Raw genomic sequence first — 22,683 nt, forward strand, 5'->3', positions numbered from 1 at the left:
GCCATGAAAAAAACAGCATTATTATTCGCTTGTGGTCTATTTAGCTTAACTGCTCAAGCTGTAACTCCGCAAAGCTTCACACAAGTAATTCAGAAGTTTGCGACTGATTACAAATTAAGTTATGTACCTGAAAACCCTAATCAAGAAAGTTTTATAACCTATAAATTTTCTAGTAATAGCTCTTGCCGATCTGAAGCTTGTGCCGATTTAAAAATATATATCAACATTGATTCTAATTGTGTTCCTCAATCAGTCGGTTTGTTCGGTGAATTACCTGTAAGTATCCCTAATGCTAGAGCTTTATTCATTTCTCCTTTGATTTCAGACAACAGTAGTCAAGCACATGATTTCATGCGTTTACAACTTCCAAGTGGTTGCTATGAGTTATCTATGGGTGAGCAAGGTTCTCAGTATAAGACGCTTGTTGATTTAGCAAATCGCTTAGCTTCTGCTAAGTAACGGTATAGCTATGGCCGATTTATCCAGGCTAAGTAGCGAAGCGAATTACCTGGATAAATTGTCTATAGCGGTGAGGATTAAAGAAGATGAAAATAAAAAAATTATCCCTATTGGTTTTAGTTGGTTTAAGCGGTGTTTCTACTGCTTCAAATCTACCGTACAACGATATTGTTGTATCTGCTTCATCTAAGTATGGATTTGACCCCTTATTAATTCATGCAGTTATTAAGAAAGAATCATCCCATAACAACACTGCAAGATCAGGCGCGGGCGCTCAAGGATTGATGCAACTTATGCCCCCTACTGCTCGTTCACTTGGCGTTACCAACCCCAATGACCCAAAACAGAATGTTAATGCGGGTACTCGCTATTTGAAACAATTAAATCAGCAGTTTGGCAACATGCCACATGCGCTATATGCATATAACTGGGGTATGGGTAATTTACGCTCTTATCTCAAGGGTAATAAAAAGGTGATGCCTAAAGAAACACAAGACTATGTACCGAAGATCGCACAGTATTATAAAAGTTATGGCGGTACTGGTTCTTACTTTAGTGGCAATGTTATTAAAGGTGGTTCTTCAAGTGGTGGAAAACCTAAAACTACTGGAATTGAAAACCCTAATCAGAAAAAAATTCAAGAAAAACTTGAAACTCAAAATGCATGTAAGCCTGTAAAACTCCCTGAGCCTGAACAAGTTGATATTAATTCACCTGTTGAACTTCCGCCCCTCCCTCCTGTTACTGGTGGTGCGGGTAAAACTGTTTTTGATGCATCTAAAAATGCTGAAGCAGTACAAAAAGTTCAACAACTTATGCGACAAATTCAAGTATTGCGCGGTCAATATGACAGCATTACAAAAGGATTAGCAGGCATTGGATTATTAACTAATGTCGCACAAATTGCGGGCTTTGAAATTCCGAACGGATTTGACCCACAACCAACTAACATTTTCGACAATCCTAAAGAACAAAACGCTTACAACGAATTACAACGTCAAATCGCTACCAATACTGGTGTATATGCAAGTAAAGAGTTGGCTCAAATTCAAAATGTAACTGCTAGTCGTGTCAATACGGCATACGTGGATGCTGAAGTTGCTTGGACACAAGTTAACTGCAACATGGAAAATCTAAAAGCTTTAGCTGAAGTAAGTACAAACACTCTTAAACAGTCTAAAGATTTGCAGAATGCGATAGCAATTGAAAATAGTATGCTTCAAGCGAACCAATCTAAGTTAACAGCTAACATGCTCATGATGCAGTCAAGCATGGATTCCTACAAAGTCGCTTCACATCAAGCCGTTCAAAAATTCTTAGGTACTGTTAAATGAACGATCAAACACAAAAAGTATTTGGTAGAGCTTTAATCTCAGTTGTAATCACAGTGATTGCAACATGGGTTATATTCTTTCCGAAGTTTTTTATTCTTCCTGAAGAAAATAAATTAAGGGCTATCATTCATGCTCTACCTTTAACTTTTAGCTCACCACTATATCTATTTATTCTATTACTAGCTTTATTAATTAGTGGCTATTTAGCTTGGTTGTATTTTGAATATAACAAAACTCCATTTGGCGGGGAAAGTTATGTTCGCGTTCTTCGTGGTCTACAATTAGTTAGTCCACGTAAGTTAAAAAAATTGACAAAAGAAAAAGGTGAGCAAGTTACTTTTTGTGATATTCCTGTTCCCCATGACTTGAAGTACAAACACTTTCTTTTAACTGGTGCTACTGGTCAAGGTAAGTCTGTTTCTATTTCATCCTTTTTAAATTCTTGCATCAATAACTCTACTAAGACTAGATTGATTGTTATCGACCCTAACGGCACGTATGCAAGTATTTTTTATCAAAAGGGTGATGTGATTTTTAATCCTTTTGATAGTCGCACTAAACACTGGTCTATCTTAAATGAGATTAGAAATTCTTATGATGTAGAAACCTATGCAACCACACTAATTCCATCTTCAGCCGATGCTAATCATGAAAATTTTAATAAAATGGCGCGTACTATTGTTAAATCAGCCATGATTAAAATTTTGGAGAAAACGGATGTTGATCAACAAGAAAAAGCACAACTTTTTTTAGCTTATCTTCTTGTTTCTACAGATGATGTTTTAAAAGATTTTCTTCAAGGTACAGAAGCATCAAGTTTGTTAGGCAACTCAGAATTAGTTGGTACTTTGAGAAGTATTATTACAACTTATATAGGCGCTCACCAACACACCCCGATTGGTGATTTCTCATTTAGAGATTATTTAAAGCATGGTTCAGGTAATATTTTTATTACTTGGCGCGAAGATCAATTAACAGCTTTACAACCCCTAGTAAGCTGTATTACTGACGTTTTATGTAGCTCTCTTTTATCAGATTTTGACAACTACTCAGATTTCATTTTCTGTATTGATGAACTTGGTTCACTTAATAAAATTAGTTATTTAGAAGCCGTGTTAACCAAAGGTAGAAAGCATAGATTAATCGCATTGGCGGGCGTTCAAAGTTTAGCCCAATTCATTACGATCTATGGCGAAAAAGCATCTATTACTTTACGTGGTTGCTTTTCATCTTTTGCTGTATGTGCTGTCAACTCACAAGACACTTATACACCCCAAGAATATGAAAAATCTTTTGGGGCAATTGAGGTATTAAGAAAAATGAAAACAGCTAATAAAGATGCATTACAAGAATTGGTGAAAGAGAAAGAGAGTGTTGTTAAAGCAGAAGAAATAAGCAATCTACGTCCATTAAATTTTTATCTGAAATTTTCAGGACATTACCCTCCCACTTTAGTAAAAATGAAGTATCGCAATTATGATAAAGTTGCCGATTCTTTTTTGCCTATTTAACGAAATCAGGGGTTGATTATGAAGCGTGAACAAATTTACGTGAGCGAGAGTTTCAGTGCTGAAATGGATGAGCATTTTTTACGTTATAAACGTGGTGAATTAAAAGTACCTAAAGAATTAGAGCATAAGCGTTTAACGAAAAGCTTAGTTTATCTTATTGCTATAGATGACTATTTTAGAAAGAAACATAATTTTTCAAATAGACCGTTTGAGGAATGACTAAATAGAGTTATAATGTTATAACTCTATAATGGATACTAACAATGTTAACAAGACTAATAATAGCTGTTGTTTGTGCCGTACCTGTTGTGAGTTTTGCTTCTCCTTATAAAGATTTAATTGAGAAGCACTCACAAGCCAATGGATTAGACCCTAAACTTGTCACCGCAATCATGGCGCGTGAAAGTGCGTTTAATCCCTCCGCTCGATCTAATAAAGATGCTAGAGGGTTGATGCAAGTCATTCCCTCTACTGCTCGTTTAATGGGTGTTGACCCAAAACGACTTTATGAGCCTGAGCAATCAATTATTGCAGGTACTCGCTACTTAGCTTTTCTAAAAAAGCGTTTTAATGGTGATTATGTAAAAATGATCGCTGGCTACAATGCAGGTCATGGCGCAGTTGATAAATATAGGGGAATCCCCCCTTATCGTGAAACTCAAAATTACGTCAGACTTGTGACTAATAAATACAGATCACTAAACGGAGCATACCCAACTCAGACATATACAGTTAATTCATATCCATCAGAACAAAGTCGCAAAAGCGATATTTTAGTTCTAGCGTCTTGGCAACAACGACAATATTCGCAAAGCATAGATAATCAACCTACAGAACAATATTCGGTTCAAACAGAACCAGTCAAAGTTAGAGTGAATAACACTCAACACATTAATCAACCTAGTCAGCAAACGTCCTTTGTCCAAACTTTAAGTGATGGTCAATACGTTAGTGTTTTTTGAGGAAAGTAAAATGAAACTTAATAAATTTAGCCTTAATCAGTTTGTCGTGATCGCCTTAGCGGTTTTTTATTCCCAATTAGCAAATGCGGGTCCCGGACAGACATTAGTTAGAAAGATAAACGGTATCAATGATGAACTTACCTTAGCAGGGGGAGCAATTCTTATTGGGGGTATTATCCTTTGGGCTATTTTCATGATGGGTGGCACATCAAATCCTAAGTTCAAATCTTGGGGTATTGGTTTGGTATTAGGTGGTCTTATTATCATGATGGCGCCTGAAATCGGTAATTTCTTAGTAGGGCTATAAGGTAAATTAATATGAACAAAACCCCTGATAGTGAAAAAGACGTTCTGTTTGCGGGCTTAGCTCGATCAGCTAGAACCCTCAATATCCCCTCTGATATTTTCTCTATTTTTTTCATGGTTGGGGGGATTGTTTTTGTTTTCTTGCTTCTTCTCGGCTTTCTTAAAGTGGGAATCGTACTCATAGCTATCGTTTACTTTTTGCTATTTGCAGTTACCTACAACGAGGATAGAGGACTTCAATATGTATGGTTTGCAATCAAATGTAAGCTAAATAGATTAAAGATTCTCGGTGGTTACACTTTAGAACCAAGCCCCAAAATTAAAAACAAAAACATTGAATTTAGTTTTAAAAATTTAACGAGAAAAGAAGAAATGGAAATTAGCAAACTCCCTTATTTATCCTTACTAAATAAAACCGATGTTAAGTTACACAATGGTGATCTTTTCACAGTGTTAAAATTAGATGGTTTTGCCTATGAAACAAAAAGCTATCACTTTTTAAAAACATTAAAAAAATATCGTGCCGATATGTTTAAACAACTTGGCTCACGATTTGTCATTAATGTTTATTATGATCGCCATGAAGTACAAACAGAATTACCAAAACCAACAGGCAACGAATTTTCAGATGATTTTCTAGCAAAATACTATGAAACAATCAGCCAGTCTAAACTATTCCAAAATGATATTTATGTTTCGCTTTTAGTAAGACGCGATAACCCAAGTGACCCTCCGCTAACTCGCTTGAAAAACACTTTGTTCCGACAAGACAATGAGGAACAAATGATTGCTGAGTTAGATAGTGCAGTAAGCATGTTCACAGAATACTTGCAGATCGGAAATCCAAGACGTTTAACAACATATACCAAAGACACTGTTTTCTATTCAGAAACAATCAATTTCTTAGGCTTCATTCTAAATCAAGATAGAGCTGAGATTCCTTTACTGACAACTGAAATCAGAAACTACTTAGGCTATACACGAAAAGTTTTCACTGAAGATGGAACAATCAAATTCCATCAAGCAGATGGAACTATTACTGCGGGGGCGCTTTATAGCTTGCCGACAACCAACTATCCCGAAACAACCGATCACACTATGCTTGATGAATTTTTAAAGGTTGATCACCCTTTACTTATTTCACAAACATTTATGATGATGGATAGAAGAAAATCTATTGCTATAAGTACAAAAAGACAAAACATGCTCAGAAACGCACAAGATAAGTCTGAAAGTCAGATTGAAGCAATTAACAAGGGTATTGATGATTTAGCTTCAGGTCGAAACTTAAACGGAATTTTTACATTTAGTGTCTTAACTACTGCTAAAACAGGTCATGATTTCAAAGATGCTATGCAAAAAACTAGAGGTGCTTTCCAACAAAATCACATGCTACCTGTTAAAGAAGACCTCATTACTGAGCCAGCTTTTTACTCAATGCTGATTGGTAACTATCATTTAATCCAACGCCCCGCAACAATCAACACAACCAATTTTGCGGGCTTTGCAAGCTTACACAATAGCTCTATTGGTAAGAAGAATGGCAACCATTGGGGTGAACATTTAATTCAACTTAAAACGACTAGCAATACACCGTATTTCTTTAATTTTCACGAACATGATGTAGGTCACACTCGCATCACTACTGGTACTGGTGGTGGTAAAACCACTTTAATTAACTCTCTTATTACAGCTTCAGAAAAATTTAAGCCTTATATTTTCCACTTTGACTTTGAGCTTTCCGCTTCAACTTGGGTCAAAGCAATGGGTGGCAAACACACGATTTTAAGTGAAGTTGTTAATACTGGTTGGAATCCATTATTACTTGATGATACCGACCAAAACCGCTTATTTTTGCGTAAATTATTTGCTTTTATGGGTCAAGACTTTTCTGAAAGTGGAACACCTAAACCACTTTCAACGACTGAAGAAAATAAGATCAAAGACGTTGTTGATAGCATATTCCAGTATGACAAGAGTTTAAGAAGATTAAGAAACTTTCTTGATCTTTTTGGCATGGCTGAAAATAACAACCTAGCCGAACGTTTATCAAAATGGGCTAATGATGGTGCTTACGCCAATATCTTTGATAATGAATCTGACAACTTCTCTGTGGATGGCGCTAGATTTTTTGGCTATGAAATGAAAAACGTTATAAGAAATGACGTTGTTCTTGGTGCTATGTCTATGTATATCTTTCATCGTATTGATATAGCCATGTCACAAGGTAAGCCGTTTATTGTTGTAGTTGAGGAAGGTCAACGCTATATCAGCAACCCTATTAATAAAGAGTGGTTGAAAATAATGCTAACGACTTACCGTAGACGTAATGGAATGATGATTTTTGTGACACCTACGCCCGAAGTTTTACTACAAGACCCTGATCTTTTGTCACAATTTAAAACTTCTATTTATCTACCTAATTCGGAAGCAAAAAGTGAAACTTATGTTGACGCTTTAGGCTGTTCAGAAAAAGAGTACGAATGGATTGTAAATACACCCTCACATTTACGCCAATTCATGGTTAAGAACTCTAATGATTCTGTGATTTGCAAACTTGATCTAAGCAACATGCCTAATATCATCCCGATTCTTTCAGGTAATGAAGTGCGTCACAATATTCTTGAAGAAATCCTAAATAAAGGCGAAAATTTAACCTATACCCAATGGGTCAACGAATTTAACGAAAAGGTGAACTCATGATTAAACACAAAATAAAAATTGCTTTTACTGCTTTAGCACTATCTTTTTCTGCAAGCAATGCAAGTGCTTGGGATGTAGTTTTCGACCCTACTGCTGTAGCCAATATGGTAAAGCAACTGGTTCAGATGCAACAACAATATGAAATTATGAAAAAGCAATATGAAAGCACCACTGGCAATACTGGTATTGGTACATCAGGCGTTAAGAATGTTGGTGATGTTGTTGCGGGTTCATGGCAAGACGTTGTAGCTAATCAAAAAACTGGCTCTTTCGGTAATGCTCAAAAAGCTTATGACAAGGTTTTAACTACCATTGGTCAAGAGGGCATGAATCAACTTCTAAGCAATGACCAATACAAGCGTAGCTATAACACGGTTAAAACTGGTTTTGCTTTCAGTGATGCTTCTTATAATGCATTGAATGAGCATATCGCCAATCTAACCACACTCAAAAATAAGATCAATCAAACTCGTAACATTAAAGAAGCTCAAGACTTGGCTAACGCTATCGCTATTGAACAAGGCTACATTAACTCAATTGGCGCTAAGCTTTCTGCGGTACAAACTAACCTTGCGTCTAATAACGCATCTAGTGGCGTTACAAGTACCCAAAGCTTTAAATCTTGGTTTGGTAACTAATCTCTCTAATCAAGGCTAATAACTCAAGTTATTAGCCTTTTTTTTGTCTAATTTATTCAGGATGATTCAATGAAAAAACTTTTACTTCCTATATGCGCTTTAACCGCTATTAATAGCTATGCCAATCCTATTGTAGCCACTGTCAAAGAAACCCCTGTTGCTATAGAAATTTCAGCAAGTTCAAAGTCAGTTGAACAACCAAAAGAAACACCTAATAACGCACCACAAGAAATCAAAGTAACCAATACAAAAACCACTATTAAACCTGAAGCAAAAAATATAGCTTCAAATGTTCCTAGTGTGACTACAAATAAAGGTCAAATTGAAGTTAAAACAGAAACTAAATCTGTTGCAGTTTCTAAAGCTGTTGACGCACCACAAGCAACAACCATCACTAAAACTACTCAATCCATTGAAAGCAAAACCACTCCTAAACAAACTGTAATTTATCAGATTGAGGAACCTGAACAGCAATTATCACAAGCGGATCTCGATTACATTAACGCGGTGAATGTGAGCGAGAAAATAAATACGATTGAAAGCAAAATCATTAACAACAAAGCAATATCGAAAGAGGAATTGAAGATACTAAGACAGCACAACCCAAACTATTAAAAACCATTCAAAACAAGTCAAGCTATTGACCGAAGTGCCAAGTAATCCGATCTCGTAACTTCCTTAATTATTTCGATAAAGTAGTATCCTGGTTAAAACTGCAGATTTGCAGTTTTGACCAAGATACGGAACACAATTTTTCACTGTAAGAGTTTTGGCCAAGTATGGACCAGTCAACGAAGTTGCAAGTCCATACGTGCTAAAACGGTTTAAGGTGTCCTATGAAATTTTTATTCTTCTCTCTGCTTTTCTTTTGTAGCATTTGTCATGCCGATTATTTTGCTAAAGTTTCTTATGTTTTTGATGGTGACACTGTTTCCATTACTAAAGAAAATGGAACGAAATGGCGAATTCGATTAGCAAATATTGATGCTCCTGAAGTTGCAAATAAACATAACAATAAAGCTTCTCAGCCATACGCTGTTAAGTCTAAAAATTATCTAATGTCATTAACACTAAATAGAACTGTTCGCGTTAAAGAAAAAGGTTTAGACCCAAATGGTCGAATTCTTGGCGAACTATTTATTGATAACACCAATATCAATAAGGCTATGGTGCAAAATGGTTTGGCATGGGCTTACAAGTACAAAATTCAAGACTATTCTTACTTGAAGTTAGAGCAACAAGCAAAGCAAAAAAAAATCGGGTTATGGACTGACCCTAACCCGATTAATCCCTATCAATGGCGAAAGCGTTAGTATTTCATCCCATTGCTAGGCTTGTCTAACTTTGGGCTATTTTGATTAACCCCCTCCATTTTACTAGCAAGCTGAGATCGCACATCAGTTTTTAAATTAGTAATAGTTTTATCTACAGCTTGCTTAATATCTTTATTGGTTTCATATCGTTTTAAATATTGATCACCATAATTTGCGTTTACTTCCCTAAGCTTTATCTCAACCTCTTTATTGTTATAGCTTCCAGTTGCAAAGACCTCACTTTTTTTAGTTGTATACCCTGTAATTTTAATATCTGCTCCTTTGGGTATTTCTGTAGATTTTAATAATCCGTCCTTATTGCTATATGTTTCATTAAGCTTGATATAATCCCCTCTTGCTAGAGCAATACCATTTTTTGTATTGCCAAAATCTGCACCTATTTTCCCCTCCTGCTTCAACCCTACTCGAACTGCTTTTGTTATATCCTCTTTGCTTATTTCTATTTTTTTATCAGGCTGTTGTTGCTTTAAATCTTGTACTTCATCAGATTTTTTAAGTGTAACCTTGTTTTCTAAGTCTTTAATTTTTTGTGATACTTCAGCATAAACTTCTTTAGCAAAAGTTTGTGCCTGTCTTGGGTCGTGTGATTCAATAAATTTATCTAATAGCATCTGATTTTTAGTAACATCAATTAATTCAACCCTATCTTTATTGTGTCTAAAAATCACTTGATGATCTTCACCCTCAGACTTAATGTTTTTAGATATATAGTTATCATGCTCTTGAAATCCATCCCTTGCCACAAGCAGATTGCCTGTTAAATTTCCTACCTGTTTAGCGTTCATACATCACCTTTTTTATTAAAAAATTTACCTACATATTTATAAACCATAGGGATAAGCAATAGACCTGCGAAAGCAAAGATACCAACAATGTTGTCACTATACCCTCTATCCGACAATAAAATAGCCAGACTTCCATAGATAACTAAGCAAGTTATAAATAACTTCAACAACATAAATTTAAGTTTTTCCATATCAATGCATCCGTAAAATCATTAAGACCATCATAACACCAATATATCAAATTTTGAAATTTGATTTACAAATTTTAAAATTTGATATATAGTGATTTTACTCTCCTTTAGGACAAAACCATGAAATTAATACAATCAAAACTTTTAATAGTCTTTCTTATCCCCTTAATTTTATCAGGCTGTCACTCAGCTAAAAGCTATGAGGCTCTAGCAACTGCCATGAACTTAGGCTTAGTCATTTTTGCTATTGGTTTGATTCTAGGCGTGATTAGTAAAACTGAAGAAGGTGAAAAACTTGGCGGTGCTTCAATATTTGGATTAATCGTGCTTTATGGTATCGCCTATGCTTCAGATGAAATTTCTATTCGTTCTATTTTTTTTATCAGCAACTTTAGCTAAATGTATGAGAACAATTAACTTTCATACTGAGTATTAAAGTTTCATACCAAGTATTAAAGTTTCATACCAAACACTTATAAAGTTTCATACTGAGGATTCATTAAACACATGCAACTTGATAGCTCAAAAGGAATGACTGTATCAGAAGCCAAAGCCACTTTTGATAATGGCAATGTTACTGGTATTCGGGTAGATGTTTTTAATGGTGAATTTTACATGGTCATCTGCACCAAGATTGGCGAAAAGCCAATTAGAACCCAACGGAACACTTATAAATTTTATAAGTCTTTCAACTCACTTATGAACGACTATAAATCCATCACCTCCAATGATATTAAATCATTAATTTTAAAATGAACTCATATACTAGATATTGTTGAGAATGCAATCATGAAAAAAATGAACTCTTTAAAGAAGATATGTATCTTTATAGTTGTTATAGAACTAATATTCTCTTTATTTTTTTTAATTATAAGCAATTTTGTTGGTACTGAAGTTAGCTCTTTCTATAACCAAACTCGATTAGCTTCATTATTACTTTTATTGAATGCTTCCATTCTAATACTAATCATGTGGTTTTTTTCTATCTACATGAAAAAATAAAACTGCGCTTTGACATTAATTTGCAATCACAAAAATAGAGGTAATAGAAAATGGAATCAACACAAGATAAAAACACTGTTTCAACAATATCAAATATGGATGTATATTATATTCAAGACACAACAAAAAGAACTTTTAAGTTTTTTAATATAATTATAAATTTGATTATTATTATTCTTGTAGCTTTTTGTTTTATAATGATTTTAGATTTCGCCATATTCAACAAAATTCTTTCATCTTGGCTAGTGGAATCAAAATTTATTTTTATTATTCCTTTCTCTATAGTTGGATTTGTTTTATTTTTTATGAAAGATATAAATAAACACTTACTAACAAGAAAGGAGATTGATAAAAAATACCAACTCAATTTAATAAATCAAATTAACGATGATAAAGTTAAAAACACTATTATTTCAATTATTAACAACAATAATAAGTTAAGTGCTTTCGATCTAGTTAGCCTTATAGATTTAATTAAGTCTGATATTTCTAAAATCAATGAAGAATCTCTAAATGAAGCTTTAAAAAAAATAGAAACTTCAAAAGAAAAATTAAATTTAAGAGAAGTTAAAATAAAAAATCTAAATTCAGATATAGAAACAATATATGGTATTTTGCGTATATAGCTAATATACACCTAGTGCAATCCTATAATCTTGACTAAACATAAAAGACAATAATCAAACCTAATAAAAAAAGCCCTTTCTAAAGGGCTTTTTTTTAAAACCAATTTTCGTCAGGATGGAAAATCCTTTGAGCCAAAATACCTATTCCCATTGCAATAGCGACATAAAGCGCTTTCATTGCAAAAGAAGCCCAAAAAACGGTGATTTCCACTGCTGTCAGTTCATGCTTTGTTCGCCCTAAAAAGTCTGTGGTTTCATGAAATACTTTTTCAGATGCCAACAATGCGTAATGATTAAGTATAGGGAATAAAGATATTACAGTTAAAACGCTGATTGCTGGATATAACAGCGAAGCACTTACCCCCAAATGCTTCATATAAGCAAATCCCCCAAAAACAAAGATCAAAAATAAACTGGTTTTCATCAATACGAAAAAAGGTATGCCAGTAGCATTAGAACGATCAAAAATAAATAAGCAAAATGATAAGAAGATCAAACCAATAAAGATCAAACCTACAGAAACGGTATCTTGATTATTAGCACTCATGGGGGTACTCCGCATTAGTTGTTGTTATAGGCTATTTGAGCCATGTTTTCAGGTGGTGGAATATCAACAATGTCGCGGTCTATATTAACAACCATCGAAACAAACTCACTAGATGCAATTAGCTCCTTTACTTCTTTTATGTAAGATTCTTCAGTCTGTTCATTAATCAAATAAAAAGCTGTTGGGGGGCTTGTGTCCGTAAGCAATACATTTGCAATTGGTGTTTTCGTGCTTAGGTTGTATCTCAAGCACTTTATAAACGTTCTATTTTGATCTGTAAGCGTGTCTAGCAACTCTTTTTCACCTAAAGTATCAAATGGCAACCACGTTTTATTTAATGCAACTAACGAGATTTCTTCAATCTTAGCGATGCCACTATCAGTAAATCCAAAAGTACCAATCGCTAGTAGATTCACATCATCATGATACTGGCTTAACTCTAATTCTTTCTCAAATCGCTTGTTTACTCGGCTATACATTTTAGCATCCATAAACAAGTGCAAAGTTGGAGCATGTTTAAGAACAACCTTACCGCCATTAAAACGTGCGTTTTCGATACTTTTAATTACCCCAATGAATATTTTTAAAGGTCTAGTTTTACCCTGAACTTTAAGATCAGCCAGTTCTGACTTTCTTCTTGCTTCTATTTCGTTATGTTTACTTTGATCATAGTATTCGGGAATATAGACTAGGTTGCTTAAATCTTCCTTTTTATTTTTTTTATCACTTAAAGCAATTTTTAACGCTTTTCTAAACTGAAACCAATTATGCTTCATATTTGGTTGATGTCTATTTAGGTATGCTTCTGACAGCAAATAATCTAATGTTCCTTTGAGTGTTAATTTTGAAGTTTCAGCCTTTACGGTATCTTTAGGCGTATCACTTGGGGTAGGTGCTTGCTTGGTTGCATTGCTTTTTGAAAGACTAAATTCAAACTTCAATACACTATTGCCCGCTTCATCCGTTTTAATAGCTTCGCCCATCACCTCACCTAACCCAGATATTTCATTAGGTGGTTCGTAACTCAAACAACTGAAGTCATGCAAATTAGCAGTATTTGGCATTCTCTTTAGTACATAGTTTTCGCCTACTTTCGCTATATACATTTCAATATTTTGGTGTGGCAAGCAAGCGCATGTCGGTCTTATTCCATTTTTATAACACTCTTGTAAGATTGCTTGAGTTAAAACATCATCATCAGCATTAACAATTTCACCATTATGTATAAAATTATTCATTTAGTACCTCTTAATATTTAGGTGTGTTTTTAGGGGCATCATTCTTGGGTGTATTATTTTTCAAATGATGCTTAGGACTATTTAGATTATGCTCAGGCGCAGAATGCTTCTGATTCTTAATCTGTTCTCTAAACTGTGCGTGAAGTTCATTTTTATGGCGAACATCAAAACGTGCTTGAGTAAAATCTTTGTACTCAGTGAAATATTTATCTGAATACTTCAAATTCAATTTATTGAATGGCAACTCATAATCTTGATTATTAATTCTTGCTTTTAATACTGGTTGATCTTTCAATTTATAGGCATCAATTACTTTCAGCTCAGTACCTTTACTGAAAGTTTCTTTCTTGAATAATCCTGTTTTGATCTCAATGTCATTTTCTAGTTTTACTAATTCACCTTTAGCAATTTTCATATCACCATTAAGTTTTGCAATCTCATCACCAAGTAAAGATTTAGATTTCAAACTTGAACGAACTTCAGTAATGATTTCATCTTTAGTATATTGTTTAGGTTCTTTAGTTAAGGCAACAATCTTTTCATTGATTCCATAAATTGCGCGTCTATCTTCAATATAGTCACGATGATCTTGTAGATACGATTTAATAAATTTATCTTTTTCATTTACTACTGTGTAATCAGTAGTAAAGTCTTTTCGTTCTGATTGACCCAATACTTTTTTGAAATTATCAAATGCTGAAATTTCTTTTTCTACTGGATTATAATTATGGTCGAGTGATATTTTTCCGTTTTCCATTCTGACAAATTCTTTTTCATTAGTTGCAAAACTCAATGCGCTATAATTCACTTGAACATTATGTTTATGGCGAGTTAAAGCAACATAGGTCAGATTTGCATTCATGTGTTCACTAGCAACAATATAAGCACTATCTACAGTCATACCTTGAGAACTATGAATAGTATTGGCATAACCATGTTTAAATTGTTGGTAATCAGATAAGTCTACTTTAACAAAGTTGTTGCCGTTTAAAGTTTGAACCATCATAGCTTTTGGATTTTTAAATTCATCCAATTCAAAACCAACAACATTAGCAAGCTCACCATTGCTAACATTCATTTTGGAATTGTTTTGTTTGAATACAATTCTATCTCCAACAGTTAAATCAATCTCACCTTGATAAGTTTTAATAGAGTAGCTATTGGAATCAAGCTCACCATTTTTAATTAAAATAGAACGAGCCATTCTATTTAGTTCATTCACATCACTATTTGAATGTGCAAGCATAAGTTTGTTATCTGATAAATCCTCACTCCAAGATTTAACAGTTTTAGCTAGAGCTAAATCATGGGATTCAAATTCATTGATAGCATTAATAGATTTATAGATTTCAAGCGCATCACCAACTTTGTGCTTAGAAAGTAGTTTTGATGCTTCAAGCATTTTTTCAGATTCTTTAGCGTGTTTTTGTCTTTGGATATCTTCGAGTGATGCAATGTTTTTCTTGTCAAGATTATCTTGAATGAATTTAAAAGTTGACCCTGCCATAACAGCATTCAATTGGTAGCTATCGCCAACAAGTTTGATCTGTGCGTCATGCTTCTCAACGAGCATGAGCAACTTTTGCATATCTCTTGAACCGACCATCCCCGCTTCATCAAGAATCAATACAGTCTTATTATTAATTTCTAAATTACCGCTTTCGTATTTAGATAAAAATGATGCAATAGTTCTACTTTCAATATCACAATCATTAGCAATTGCTTTAGCAGTAATTGCTTGCAATGCAATTCCGTAAACTTGGTAATCAGAATCTTTATATGCTTCAGAAACTGCACTTAGAACATACGATTTTCCAGTACCTGCCGAACCACTTAATAAGCTAATTCGATCTGTAGAAGTTAAAGTATAAAAAGCTTTTTCTTGTTCAGGATTGAATGTTCTTGTTTCAGCAGTTCTAACCGCATTCAATGGTAATTTATCAAGCAGTGTAACTGGCTTTTGTATGCGACTATGTTCATTAGCATTGTAGACAAATGCAGATATAGAATCCTCAATGCTAACTAATTCTTTACTAGAGAAAACAACCATATCTTTGCCAAACAACATAGACAAATCTTCTGAGTTTAAAACTGCTTCTTTCGCTCTAATAAATTGTTCTTCTCCATCTGTATGTGAAGACAAGAATTTATCCAATTCTCTTAGTGTAAAAACAGATTGGGTAGAAGTCATTGCTTTGATAGCTTCAGATGGTCTTTCAATAATAGTTTCGCCATTTTGATGACGAACATTCTTTATATTTTCATTAATAAAATATTTATGACTACTAACATAGTCAGCCCTGAAGTTTTGACTTGATAACTCTACACTTTGCTCTTTATAGCTTCGATGGTCTATACGTGCATCAATTCCTAATTTTTCACAGAAATCATTTACATGGTTAGCCCACTCCATTCTAGTATCGACCACAAATAATTTTGAATTAAAATAGCGATCTTTTTGCGCCCCGCCTTTTTCGGGATTTTGAGCATTGTAGCGTTTAAAGTGTTGTTCTTCATTTCGATCTATGCCGTCTAGTTTTCTTTCACTAAACATTAAGTGAACATGCGGATTTTGCTCACCATCACTAGCAATAGGATTATGAATAGCATAAGAATAAGTGAAGTTTGAACCTAAAGTTTTCTCTACAAATTCATCAACTAATCTTTCTCTTTGCTCAGCATTCAGTTCTCTAGGTAAAGAGATTTCAAGTTCTTTATAGATTCTTCCATTTATTCGTTCGTTCTTATCTGCCGACTTCCAAAAGTGTTTAGCATCCTTAGCCCAAGTAGGTAAGTTTCCTGATTTTAAATTTTCTAAATCTTCTCTTTTATATTTTCCATCACGATTGATATAGGCGTAGTGGCTTGCTCCTCGACTTCCCGAAGAACCGTATTGTTTTCCGTTCTTAACTGATAAGTGATAGATAGCCATTTAATTGCCTTTTTTGCTTTTGCTTTTTTGTTTCTCGGAGAGAAACGAGTAAGCGTGCATTCCTACTGCTGTAGTCATGATACAATCATTATATATTCGCTACAAGTCGATAGGTCTTAATTAATATTAGTAAAAAATTAAGATTTTTAAGTTATTGTTTTATAAGAGATAATATAATTCAATTTTTGTTATTTTTGGTAAATAAAATTATATAGATAGGGATTTCACCCCTAACCCCGATAAAAGGGTATAACACCCTTTTAAAACCCTCACTTCGCCAGTGGGTCATCGGGGGCTGATAACTTCGTTTACACCCCCCTTTATATCAGTGTATTTTTTTTGGTGATCTGATCAATATTTTTAAGATGAGCCGTGAGCCTTTGGCTTCCGTTCAGTCTGAAAAATATTGACAGTATTCATTTCTTTTAGATTTAATTTTTCATTTTTTTTATGGTATATTTTTTATACTTTTGCATAAACAAGGATTACTAAAATGAATCTTGATAATTTCAAGTTTACTGAAGATCAAAAAAAATTTGTATCTGAAGAAGTCAAACGACTTTTAGCACTCGATAGTAAAACTGCCACTGAAGAAATGATTTTAACTCTGATCAATGTAATTCAATCAGGCACTCATACGAAACAACAAGCATCATCTTTTGAACGTGTGATGAAAAATGAATTTAAGAAATATAAAGCACGATTGGAATTAGAAAAAATTAAAGATGATGAAAAAAAATTATTGGCAAATCTAAAAAAAGAAGCTCAAGCTCTACAAGTTAAAGATCGAAAAAAACGTGATCATAAACTGATTTCAATTGGCGCACTTTTTGAAATGGTTGATTTCCCAACAGAAGATAAAGGCATAATCACTGGTATTCTCTTAGAAGCTATTGAAAAATCAAAATCTAATCAATCATATTTTTCTAGTATGAAAATTTCAGGTGATAAATTTATTAGTGACCGTGAGAAATCAAAAAAAGAGAAATCTACATTAGTTGACAACTCTGAAGCTATTACTAATGAAAATTCTTAAAAATTCTTTGGAAAGGCAAGGAAAGCTATCACTGTTTTTTTTAGGTGCTTTTTTTGCAATTTTCTTTATCTCTATATTTTTTGATTTGCATTATTTTATTGTTATTATTTCTATTTGCTTGGCTTTTTTTTCGCTTGGTTTAGTGACTGCTTTTTTATGGATTTCTCGTCTTATTGAAGATTAGTCGCAACCCTATCGGGATTGCTTTGTACCTCCCGATCTAGGGCAAATGGGAGTAGTTGCGGGTCTGCGGTCAGCTAAACAAAATCACAGATTTTGTTTGCTTCGCTTGACCCTTGCAACGGTAATCAAGGAGGGAGATATTTGCTCAGTGCTTCAGTTCACCTCGTTAACACTCGGTTCTGTTTATTCTTTTTAAACTCTCGAAATAATCCATATAATATTATGGATGCTATAGATATTTTTACAATAATAATTACTCTTTCTTTGAAAGGATTTGAATATTGATAGAAATAATAATTTACAACATCAGATAACAATTTGTGAAAAATATCACCCAGTATTAATGCAATTAAGATCAATACAATAGATATTAAAAATGCACTTTTCATAGCTGTTTAACCCTGTTACCTTAAATTTTATATTACCCATTTATTTAATTTTTTCATTATCCCTAAATAGTATTTGTCCTTTTATAGTAATCTACATTTTCAATTCCTAGTTCAATCAGAATTGAGTTATAGAAATTAACTGGTAGTTCTTCCAGTTCTCTATATACTGAGTACATTAGATCGCTTGATTTAAACATACTCGTATATCTCGGCTCGCCTTTAGCTATTCTTTTGGTTTCTTCAGTGATCAATTCCTTTCGTATTTGATTTAAACTTTCAATCATGGCTATAGCCGTTTGATCAATAATATATTGATCGTTTTTCTTTCCATTGAGCCATAGCTGTGCATCACGTTTGCTAAATTTTTTATTTTCCTTATAGATCACATTGTAGAACTCAATCACTTGATCAGGAGAAAATAGCCCATTTTTTAAACACTGAAGTTTAAATTCTGCATTATTCATTTTTAACATCCTTAATACTTATCGAAAAAAATTAGCCCTGCACAAACAAGAGCGATTACCAATAATATGTAAAACGCATTGTTATAAAATTTATCAGATGTGTTTTTGTATAGTTTCATTGATTTAAAAGAATAGTATAGACATACAAGCATTAAAGCGGTTAGATATAAAAGATTCATAATTATCACCCTATAAGTTATAGATTAAAATTAAAAATAAAATACTGAAAGCAACTGCAAGTATGCTAAAAAATATTTCACGATATTTTTTCATTCTATACAAATTAATAATTGATATAATTACACCTACGCACCATGCTGAAAATACAATTTCAATAAAAGTTCTAAAAGCATTAATTGACAGTATTTTAGAAGTATCATTTCCAGTTATAGGAAAATATTTATTCATCAAAATTTCGGCGATTAAGAAAAAACAATATCCTACTAGGATTGCTACAACTAAGGCTAAAACCTTATATAAATTTGATTTACTCATTTTCATACCATTTTTTTAAAAAGTTAAACTAAATATTTTTCGCAATGAACCGCAATTTTTTTCTTCATCTGATTTGTCACTGAAAAAAATTGCGGGCGACTTATCCATTCAATCCACTTTCTTGTAGCATCAAATCAATAAGAATTGCACCAATAACCCATAGTGAAAATAAAGCAATTCCAAGTATTAAAAATTCTTTTTTCCCTTTTCTAAAACCATAAATGAACAATGCTACTGGAATCATCAATACTACATAAGCAACTATCTTAATTCCTTTCGCAATATCGTTCGGACTATAACCATTTTTAATACATGAATAGGCTATTATCCCTGCAATTACTGGCGCTAAAAATATTAAAATACTTGGTGGATTACTTATTTTATTTTTCATCATTCTAGTGAACCTTAGTTGCCCCTTTTACGGGGCATTTCATAATAGTTAATCAATAATGCTATAGATAGCACTGGTGTTTAAATCTCTTGTATTTTTATTCACAACTTCTTTTATGTAGTCACTAAAAAATACTGCTCTTCGATTAACTGCGGGGTTAGTTTGAAGTGTTGCAATTGAAAGAATCGACAAGGCAAATAAGTTTGCAACTATCGAAAATTCTAATGCATTTAACTCGAAGTCATCGCCCCATTGTGTACTCACATTAAATTTTTCATTTGACTGCAATACCCAAAACCCATTTTCAGTGAGCCAATATCCACTATTATATTGATTACTCAATTTTCTAGCTTCTGCTAATAAAAATTGTTCCCATAAATAGATTGTTTGACCCATTGCAACCGTATAGCGCGGATACGGTGATGTTGCCATTGCAATGATGGCTTTTAGATCAGTTAAATTGAAATAGTCATATTGAATTTCTTTTACTTCATCATCTGTCAATAAAACTAAATTTGTCATTTCAGTATTCCTTATTTGATTGAATCGCCAATCGACCCAATAAGAATATTTTATGCTATTTGAATTGTATATACAAAACAAATAATGTAATTAAATGTATCCTTATTCGCTTGCTCTTACTGGCTTTTAACAGCCATTTTTAGCCCTGTTTAATCTTGGATATACAAATACCCGCCCATAATCAAAACCGCCCTGATACGCATTAAAAAAGCCCCTTGCGGGGCTTCTTTTTATCAGGCATAAGATGACGTTGAAGCTGTATTATATACTCTCGTTCCTGTTTCTAATTCTGTGTATCCGTGTAAGGTCGCTCTTATATAACTTTCTATATATATGCATTGATCAGCAATTTTTCTTTTCAATACATCCCCTATAAACTCATTTGGCTTAGGTGATACCTCATTTTGCATATATCCAGTGCTATGCGTTCTTTTCGCAATTTCCCTAACTTCACAAAATGCGCCTTTTTTTGATACCACTTGATAAAACTCTACGTTAGTTTGCTCATAACCCCAACAAGTCGAAAGAATATCCCCTATTTGTAACGATTCTCGAAATTTATTAATACGTTCTTTTTCTTCTTCCTTTCTTTTTAATTTTTCACTATGTCTTTCATTACATGACTTAATAGCTTGTTCTACTGCTATTTTCATTCTTTCTTCATTTTTAAAATAACAATTAATGAATGGTTTTTTTGCCTTAGCTCTATATGCCTTGCATATTAATTCCTTTTGCGACACAAAGAATATAGAACCATCTTTTGCAGTCAATTTTAAACTTCCCTCATAGTAAACTTGACCTTTTTCATTCTGAGTTAAATTTGTCATTTTCAGTATTCCTTATTTGATTGAATCGCCAATCGACCCAATAAGAATATTTTATGCTATTTGAATTGTATATACAAAACAAATAATGTAATTAAATGTATCCTTATTCGCTTGCTCTTACTAGCTTCTAACAGCCATTTTTAGCCCTGTTTAATCTTGGATATACAAATACCCGCCCATAATCAAAACCGCCCTGATACGCATTAAAAAAGCCCCTTGCGGGGCTTCCTATGAATTACTCACAACTATCTAAATATAGATCAATTTTTTTAACAATTTGCTGTGCTTGTTCATAAGCTTTTTTTAGTGTGTCATTTTTGGTTATAGAAAACTCCAACACTAAAGATTTATTATGAAATATTTGTACTTCATTAGCCTTAGATACCAATACAAAAAGATAAGGTGTATTGATTTCTAAATATTCATGCATTTGGCATTCGCCCTCTGCAACAAAGTTTCTTCCTTTGACTAAATACACACCCACATCAAAAAATTTCATAGTTCGATTGGTGGTTTTATACAATCCAGTATAGGAAACTAAAGCATTTTCCTTACTTTCATAGATTCTTGTTATTTCATTAATTACTGCTTTTTCATTTACTTGATATTTCATTTTCAGTATTCCTTATTTGATTGAATCGCCAATCGACCCAATAAGAATATTTTATGCTATTTGAATTGTATATACAAAACAAATAATGTAATTAAATGTATCCTTATTCGCTTGCTCTTACTGGCTTCTAACAGCCATTTTTAGCCCTGTTTAATCTTGGATATACAAACACCCGCCCATAATCAAAACCGCCCTGATACGCATTAAAAAGCCCCTTGCGGGGCTTTATTCTAATTCATTATGTACTCATGGGCTTTTTGAGCTTTTGCTGATGCTGTAAAAATCGCTTTTGTATCAGACTTCAATACTTGCAACCATGATTTTAAATAACATGCATGATTTTCGATTGTATGTTTAACAATCCCAGTTTTAGCACACGTAAACGCGCTAGATAGTTCTGCTATTAGTTCCTCCATTGCATAAGAATTTGACCCAAAGCGCCCGCTTAGATCACGATCTAAACGGCTTTTATTTCCTGTCCAATGGCTTGCTTCATGAAATAGGACTGAATAGAAATACTCAGGCTTAATAAATTGCTCTTTACTTGGTAAAACAATTTTATCGACACTCGGAATGTAATATGCTGAATCACTATTACCGATCTGTATGCAAGCTTTCTTTTCTTGAACTAATTTACTTAAAATAATCTCTCCCTCTTGAATTGGTGAAAATTCTTTTTCGATTTTCTCATCCGAATTTGAAATTGTTACATTTTCAAGTTGAGCAACATTGAATAGATAAAATGGTTTAGCAATTGAATAGCTCTCTTTTTCAATTTCTCCGTTTTCTGCGTTTATTTCTTCTTTTTCAATAGTTTTGTAAAAAACGCAAATTGTAGATTTTTCGCCCTTTCTCACTTTTAAATTTTTTGCTTTAGCTTGTTTGAAAGTAAGCCATTCATTGTATTGATAATCATTTTTTTGCATTGCTGAAGCTAAAATCAAAACATTGATACCATTATAAAAATCACCTGTAATGTGATTTTTTGGAGCAAATAGATCAGCATTTCCAATTTTTTCCCATAACTCTTGGGTTGTTGTAGCTGTTTCCATCAATTCTATAATTTGATTTGTAACGTGTTCATAAATATTCATTTTCAATATTCCTTATTTGATTGAATCGCCAATCGACCCAATAAGAATATTTTATGCTATTTGAATTGTATATACAAAACAAATAATGTAATTAAATGTAT

Annotated in this window: 26 protein-coding genes; 14 read left to right on the forward strand and 12 right to left on the reverse strand. The window is 33.2% G+C overall.

Annotated features, from left to right (window positions below):
* The first annotated feature begins 3 nt into the window (after positions 1–3).
* The 10 genes from AC1M89_RS14135 to AC1M89_RS14180 all read left to right on the forward strand — a co-directional run bounded on the left by AC1M89_RS14135 (position 4) and on the right by AC1M89_RS14180 (position 9,226).
* On the forward strand, positions 4–459 hold the full coding sequence (locus AC1M89_RS14135) for a hypothetical protein (RefSeq protein ID WP_481614351.1): 456 nt from the start codon (positions 4–6) through the stop codon (positions 457–459).
* 86 nt (positions 460–545) lie between these two features.
* The gene (locus tag AC1M89_RS14140) at positions 546–1,793 is read left to right on the forward strand and encodes a transglycosylase SLT domain-containing protein (protein ID WP_481614352.1); all 1,248 of its coding nucleotides are present in this window, start codon (positions 546–548) and stop codon (positions 1,791–1,793) included.
* Entirely contained in the window at positions 1,790–3,304 is a 1,515-nt protein-coding gene (locus AC1M89_RS14145) for a type IV secretion system DNA-binding domain-containing protein (RefSeq protein ID WP_481614353.1), read from the forward strand. Before AC1M89_RS14140 ends, AC1M89_RS14145 begins: the two co-directional genes overlap by 4 nt.
* A gap of 18 nt (positions 3,305–3,322) precedes the next feature.
* A complete protein-coding gene (locus AC1M89_RS14150; protein WP_481614354.1) occupies positions 3,323–3,523 on the forward strand; it encodes a hypothetical protein in 201 nt (66 codons plus the stop codon).
* Positions 3,524–3,567: 44 nt separating this feature from the next.
* The gene (locus tag AC1M89_RS14155) at positions 3,568–4,266 is read left to right on the forward strand and encodes a lytic transglycosylase domain-containing protein (protein WP_481614355.1); all 699 of its coding nucleotides are present in this window, start codon (positions 3,568–3,570) and stop codon (positions 4,264–4,266) included.
* Between the two features lie 10 nt (positions 4,267–4,276).
* Complete coding sequence (locus tag AC1M89_RS14160; protein ID WP_481614356.1) at positions 4,277–4,573, forward strand: TrbC/VirB2 family protein; 297 nt, start codon at positions 4,277–4,279, stop codon at positions 4,571–4,573.
* An 11-nt stretch (positions 4,574–4,584) separates the two neighbouring features.
* The gene (locus tag AC1M89_RS14165) at positions 4,585–7,275 is read left to right on the forward strand and encodes a VirB4 family type IV secretion/conjugal transfer ATPase (protein ID WP_481614357.1); all 2,691 of its coding nucleotides are present in this window, start codon (positions 4,585–4,587) and stop codon (positions 7,273–7,275) included.
* Positions 7,272–7,913 (forward strand): TrbJ/VirB5 family protein, encoded by a 642-nt coding sequence (locus tag AC1M89_RS14170; RefSeq protein ID WP_481614358.1) that lies wholly within the window; start codon positions 7,272–7,274, stop codon positions 7,911–7,913. The genes AC1M89_RS14165 and AC1M89_RS14170 overlap by 4 nt, the downstream gene beginning before the upstream one ends.
* Before the next feature lie 69 nt (positions 7,914–7,982).
* Positions 7,983–8,528, forward strand: coding sequence for a hypothetical protein (locus AC1M89_RS14175; protein WP_481614359.1), 546 nt, complete (start codon positions 7,983–7,985; stop codon positions 8,526–8,528).
* A 221-nt stretch (positions 8,529–8,749) separates the two neighbouring features.
* Complete coding sequence (locus AC1M89_RS14180) at positions 8,750–9,226, forward strand: thermonuclease family protein (protein ID WP_481614360.1); 477 nt, start codon at positions 8,750–8,752, stop codon at positions 9,224–9,226.
* Here AC1M89_RS14180 and AC1M89_RS14185 read toward each other — a convergent pair.
* Entirely contained in the window at positions 9,223–10,032 is an 810-nt protein-coding gene (locus tag AC1M89_RS14185) for a hypothetical protein (RefSeq protein ID WP_481614361.1), read from the reverse strand. The two genes, AC1M89_RS14180 and AC1M89_RS14185, sit on opposite strands and share 4 nt — an antisense overlap.
* A complete protein-coding gene (locus AC1M89_RS14190) occupies positions 10,029–10,223 on the reverse strand; it encodes a hypothetical protein (protein ID WP_481614362.1) in 195 nt (64 codons plus the stop codon). Before AC1M89_RS14190 ends, AC1M89_RS14185 begins: the two co-directional genes overlap by 4 nt.
* Positions 10,224–10,343: 120 nt before the next feature.
* Here AC1M89_RS14190 and AC1M89_RS14195 point away from each other — a divergent pair, with 120 nt between their 5' ends.
* From AC1M89_RS14195 to AC1M89_RS14205, 3 genes are all read left to right on the forward strand, one after another.
* A complete protein-coding gene (locus AC1M89_RS14195) occupies positions 10,344–10,622 on the forward strand; it encodes a hypothetical protein (protein ID WP_481614363.1) in 279 nt (92 codons plus the stop codon).
* A 108-nt stretch (positions 10,623–10,730) separates the two neighbouring features.
* Complete coding sequence (locus AC1M89_RS14200; RefSeq protein ID WP_481614364.1) at positions 10,731–10,979, forward strand: hypothetical protein; 249 nt, start codon at positions 10,731–10,733, stop codon at positions 10,977–10,979.
* Between the two features lie 296 nt (positions 10,980–11,275).
* A complete protein-coding gene (locus AC1M89_RS14205; RefSeq protein ID WP_481614365.1) occupies positions 11,276–11,851 on the forward strand; it encodes a hypothetical protein in 576 nt (191 codons plus the stop codon).
* Positions 11,852–11,945: 94 nt separating this feature from the next.
* Here the strand turns inward: AC1M89_RS14205 and AC1M89_RS14210 are convergent, their stop codons facing one another.
* From AC1M89_RS14210 to AC1M89_RS14220, 3 genes are read right to left on the reverse strand one after another with little or no spacing between them, the layout of a single operon-like run.
* Positions 11,946–12,398, reverse strand: coding sequence for a hypothetical protein (locus AC1M89_RS14210; protein WP_481614366.1), 453 nt, complete (start codon positions 12,396–12,398; stop codon positions 11,946–11,948).
* A 14-nt stretch (positions 12,399–12,412) separates the two neighbouring features.
* Positions 12,413–13,636 (reverse strand): DUF1173 family protein, encoded by a 1,224-nt coding sequence (locus AC1M89_RS14215; protein WP_481614367.1) that lies wholly within the window; start codon positions 13,634–13,636, stop codon positions 12,413–12,415.
* Between the two features lie 10 nt (positions 13,637–13,646).
* A complete protein-coding gene (locus AC1M89_RS14220) occupies positions 13,647–16,568 on the reverse strand; it encodes an AAA family ATPase (RefSeq protein ID WP_481614368.1) in 2,922 nt (973 codons plus the stop codon).
* A gap of 493 nt (positions 16,569–17,061) precedes the next feature.
* Between AC1M89_RS14220 and traD the strand changes: the two genes are divergently transcribed.
* Positions 17,062–17,604, forward strand: a complete 543-nt coding sequence (gene traD, locus AC1M89_RS14225) for a conjugal transfer protein TraD (RefSeq protein ID WP_481614369.1) — start codon at positions 17,062–17,064, stop codon at positions 17,602–17,604.
* A gap of 634 nt (positions 17,605–18,238) precedes the next feature.
* Here the strand turns inward: traD and AC1M89_RS14230 are convergent.
* The 7 genes from AC1M89_RS14230 to AC1M89_RS14260 form a co-directional block, all read right to left on the reverse strand.
* A complete protein-coding gene (locus AC1M89_RS14230; RefSeq protein WP_481614370.1) occupies positions 18,239–18,640 on the reverse strand; it encodes a hypothetical protein in 402 nt (133 codons plus the stop codon).
* 189 nt (positions 18,641–18,829) lie between these two features.
* Positions 18,830–19,135, reverse strand: coding sequence for a hypothetical protein (locus AC1M89_RS14235; RefSeq protein WP_481614371.1), 306 nt, complete (start codon positions 19,133–19,135; stop codon positions 18,830–18,832).
* Between the two features lie 100 nt (positions 19,136–19,235).
* Positions 19,236–19,529 (reverse strand): hypothetical protein, encoded by a 294-nt coding sequence (locus AC1M89_RS14240; RefSeq protein WP_481614372.1) that lies wholly within the window; start codon positions 19,527–19,529, stop codon positions 19,236–19,238.
* Positions 19,530–19,574: 45 nt separating this feature from the next.
* Entirely contained in the window at positions 19,575–20,048 is a 474-nt protein-coding gene (locus AC1M89_RS14245; RefSeq protein WP_481614373.1) for a hypothetical protein, read from the reverse strand.
* Positions 20,049–20,281: 233 nt separating this feature from the next.
* Positions 20,282–20,875, reverse strand: a complete 594-nt coding sequence (locus tag AC1M89_RS14250) for a hypothetical protein (RefSeq protein WP_481614374.1) — start codon at positions 20,873–20,875, stop codon at positions 20,282–20,284.
* Positions 20,876–21,110: 235 nt separating this feature from the next.
* Positions 21,111–21,488, reverse strand: coding sequence for a hypothetical protein (locus AC1M89_RS14255; RefSeq protein ID WP_481614375.1), 378 nt, complete (start codon positions 21,486–21,488; stop codon positions 21,111–21,113).
* A 230-nt stretch (positions 21,489–21,718) separates the two neighbouring features.
* Positions 21,719–22,582, reverse strand: a complete 864-nt coding sequence (locus tag AC1M89_RS14260; protein ID WP_481614376.1) for an ArdC family protein — start codon at positions 22,580–22,582, stop codon at positions 21,719–21,721.
* Between the last annotated feature and the right edge of the window lie 101 nt (positions 22,583–22,683).

This window comes from Acinetobacter sp. ANC_7635, from assembly GCF_056779945.1.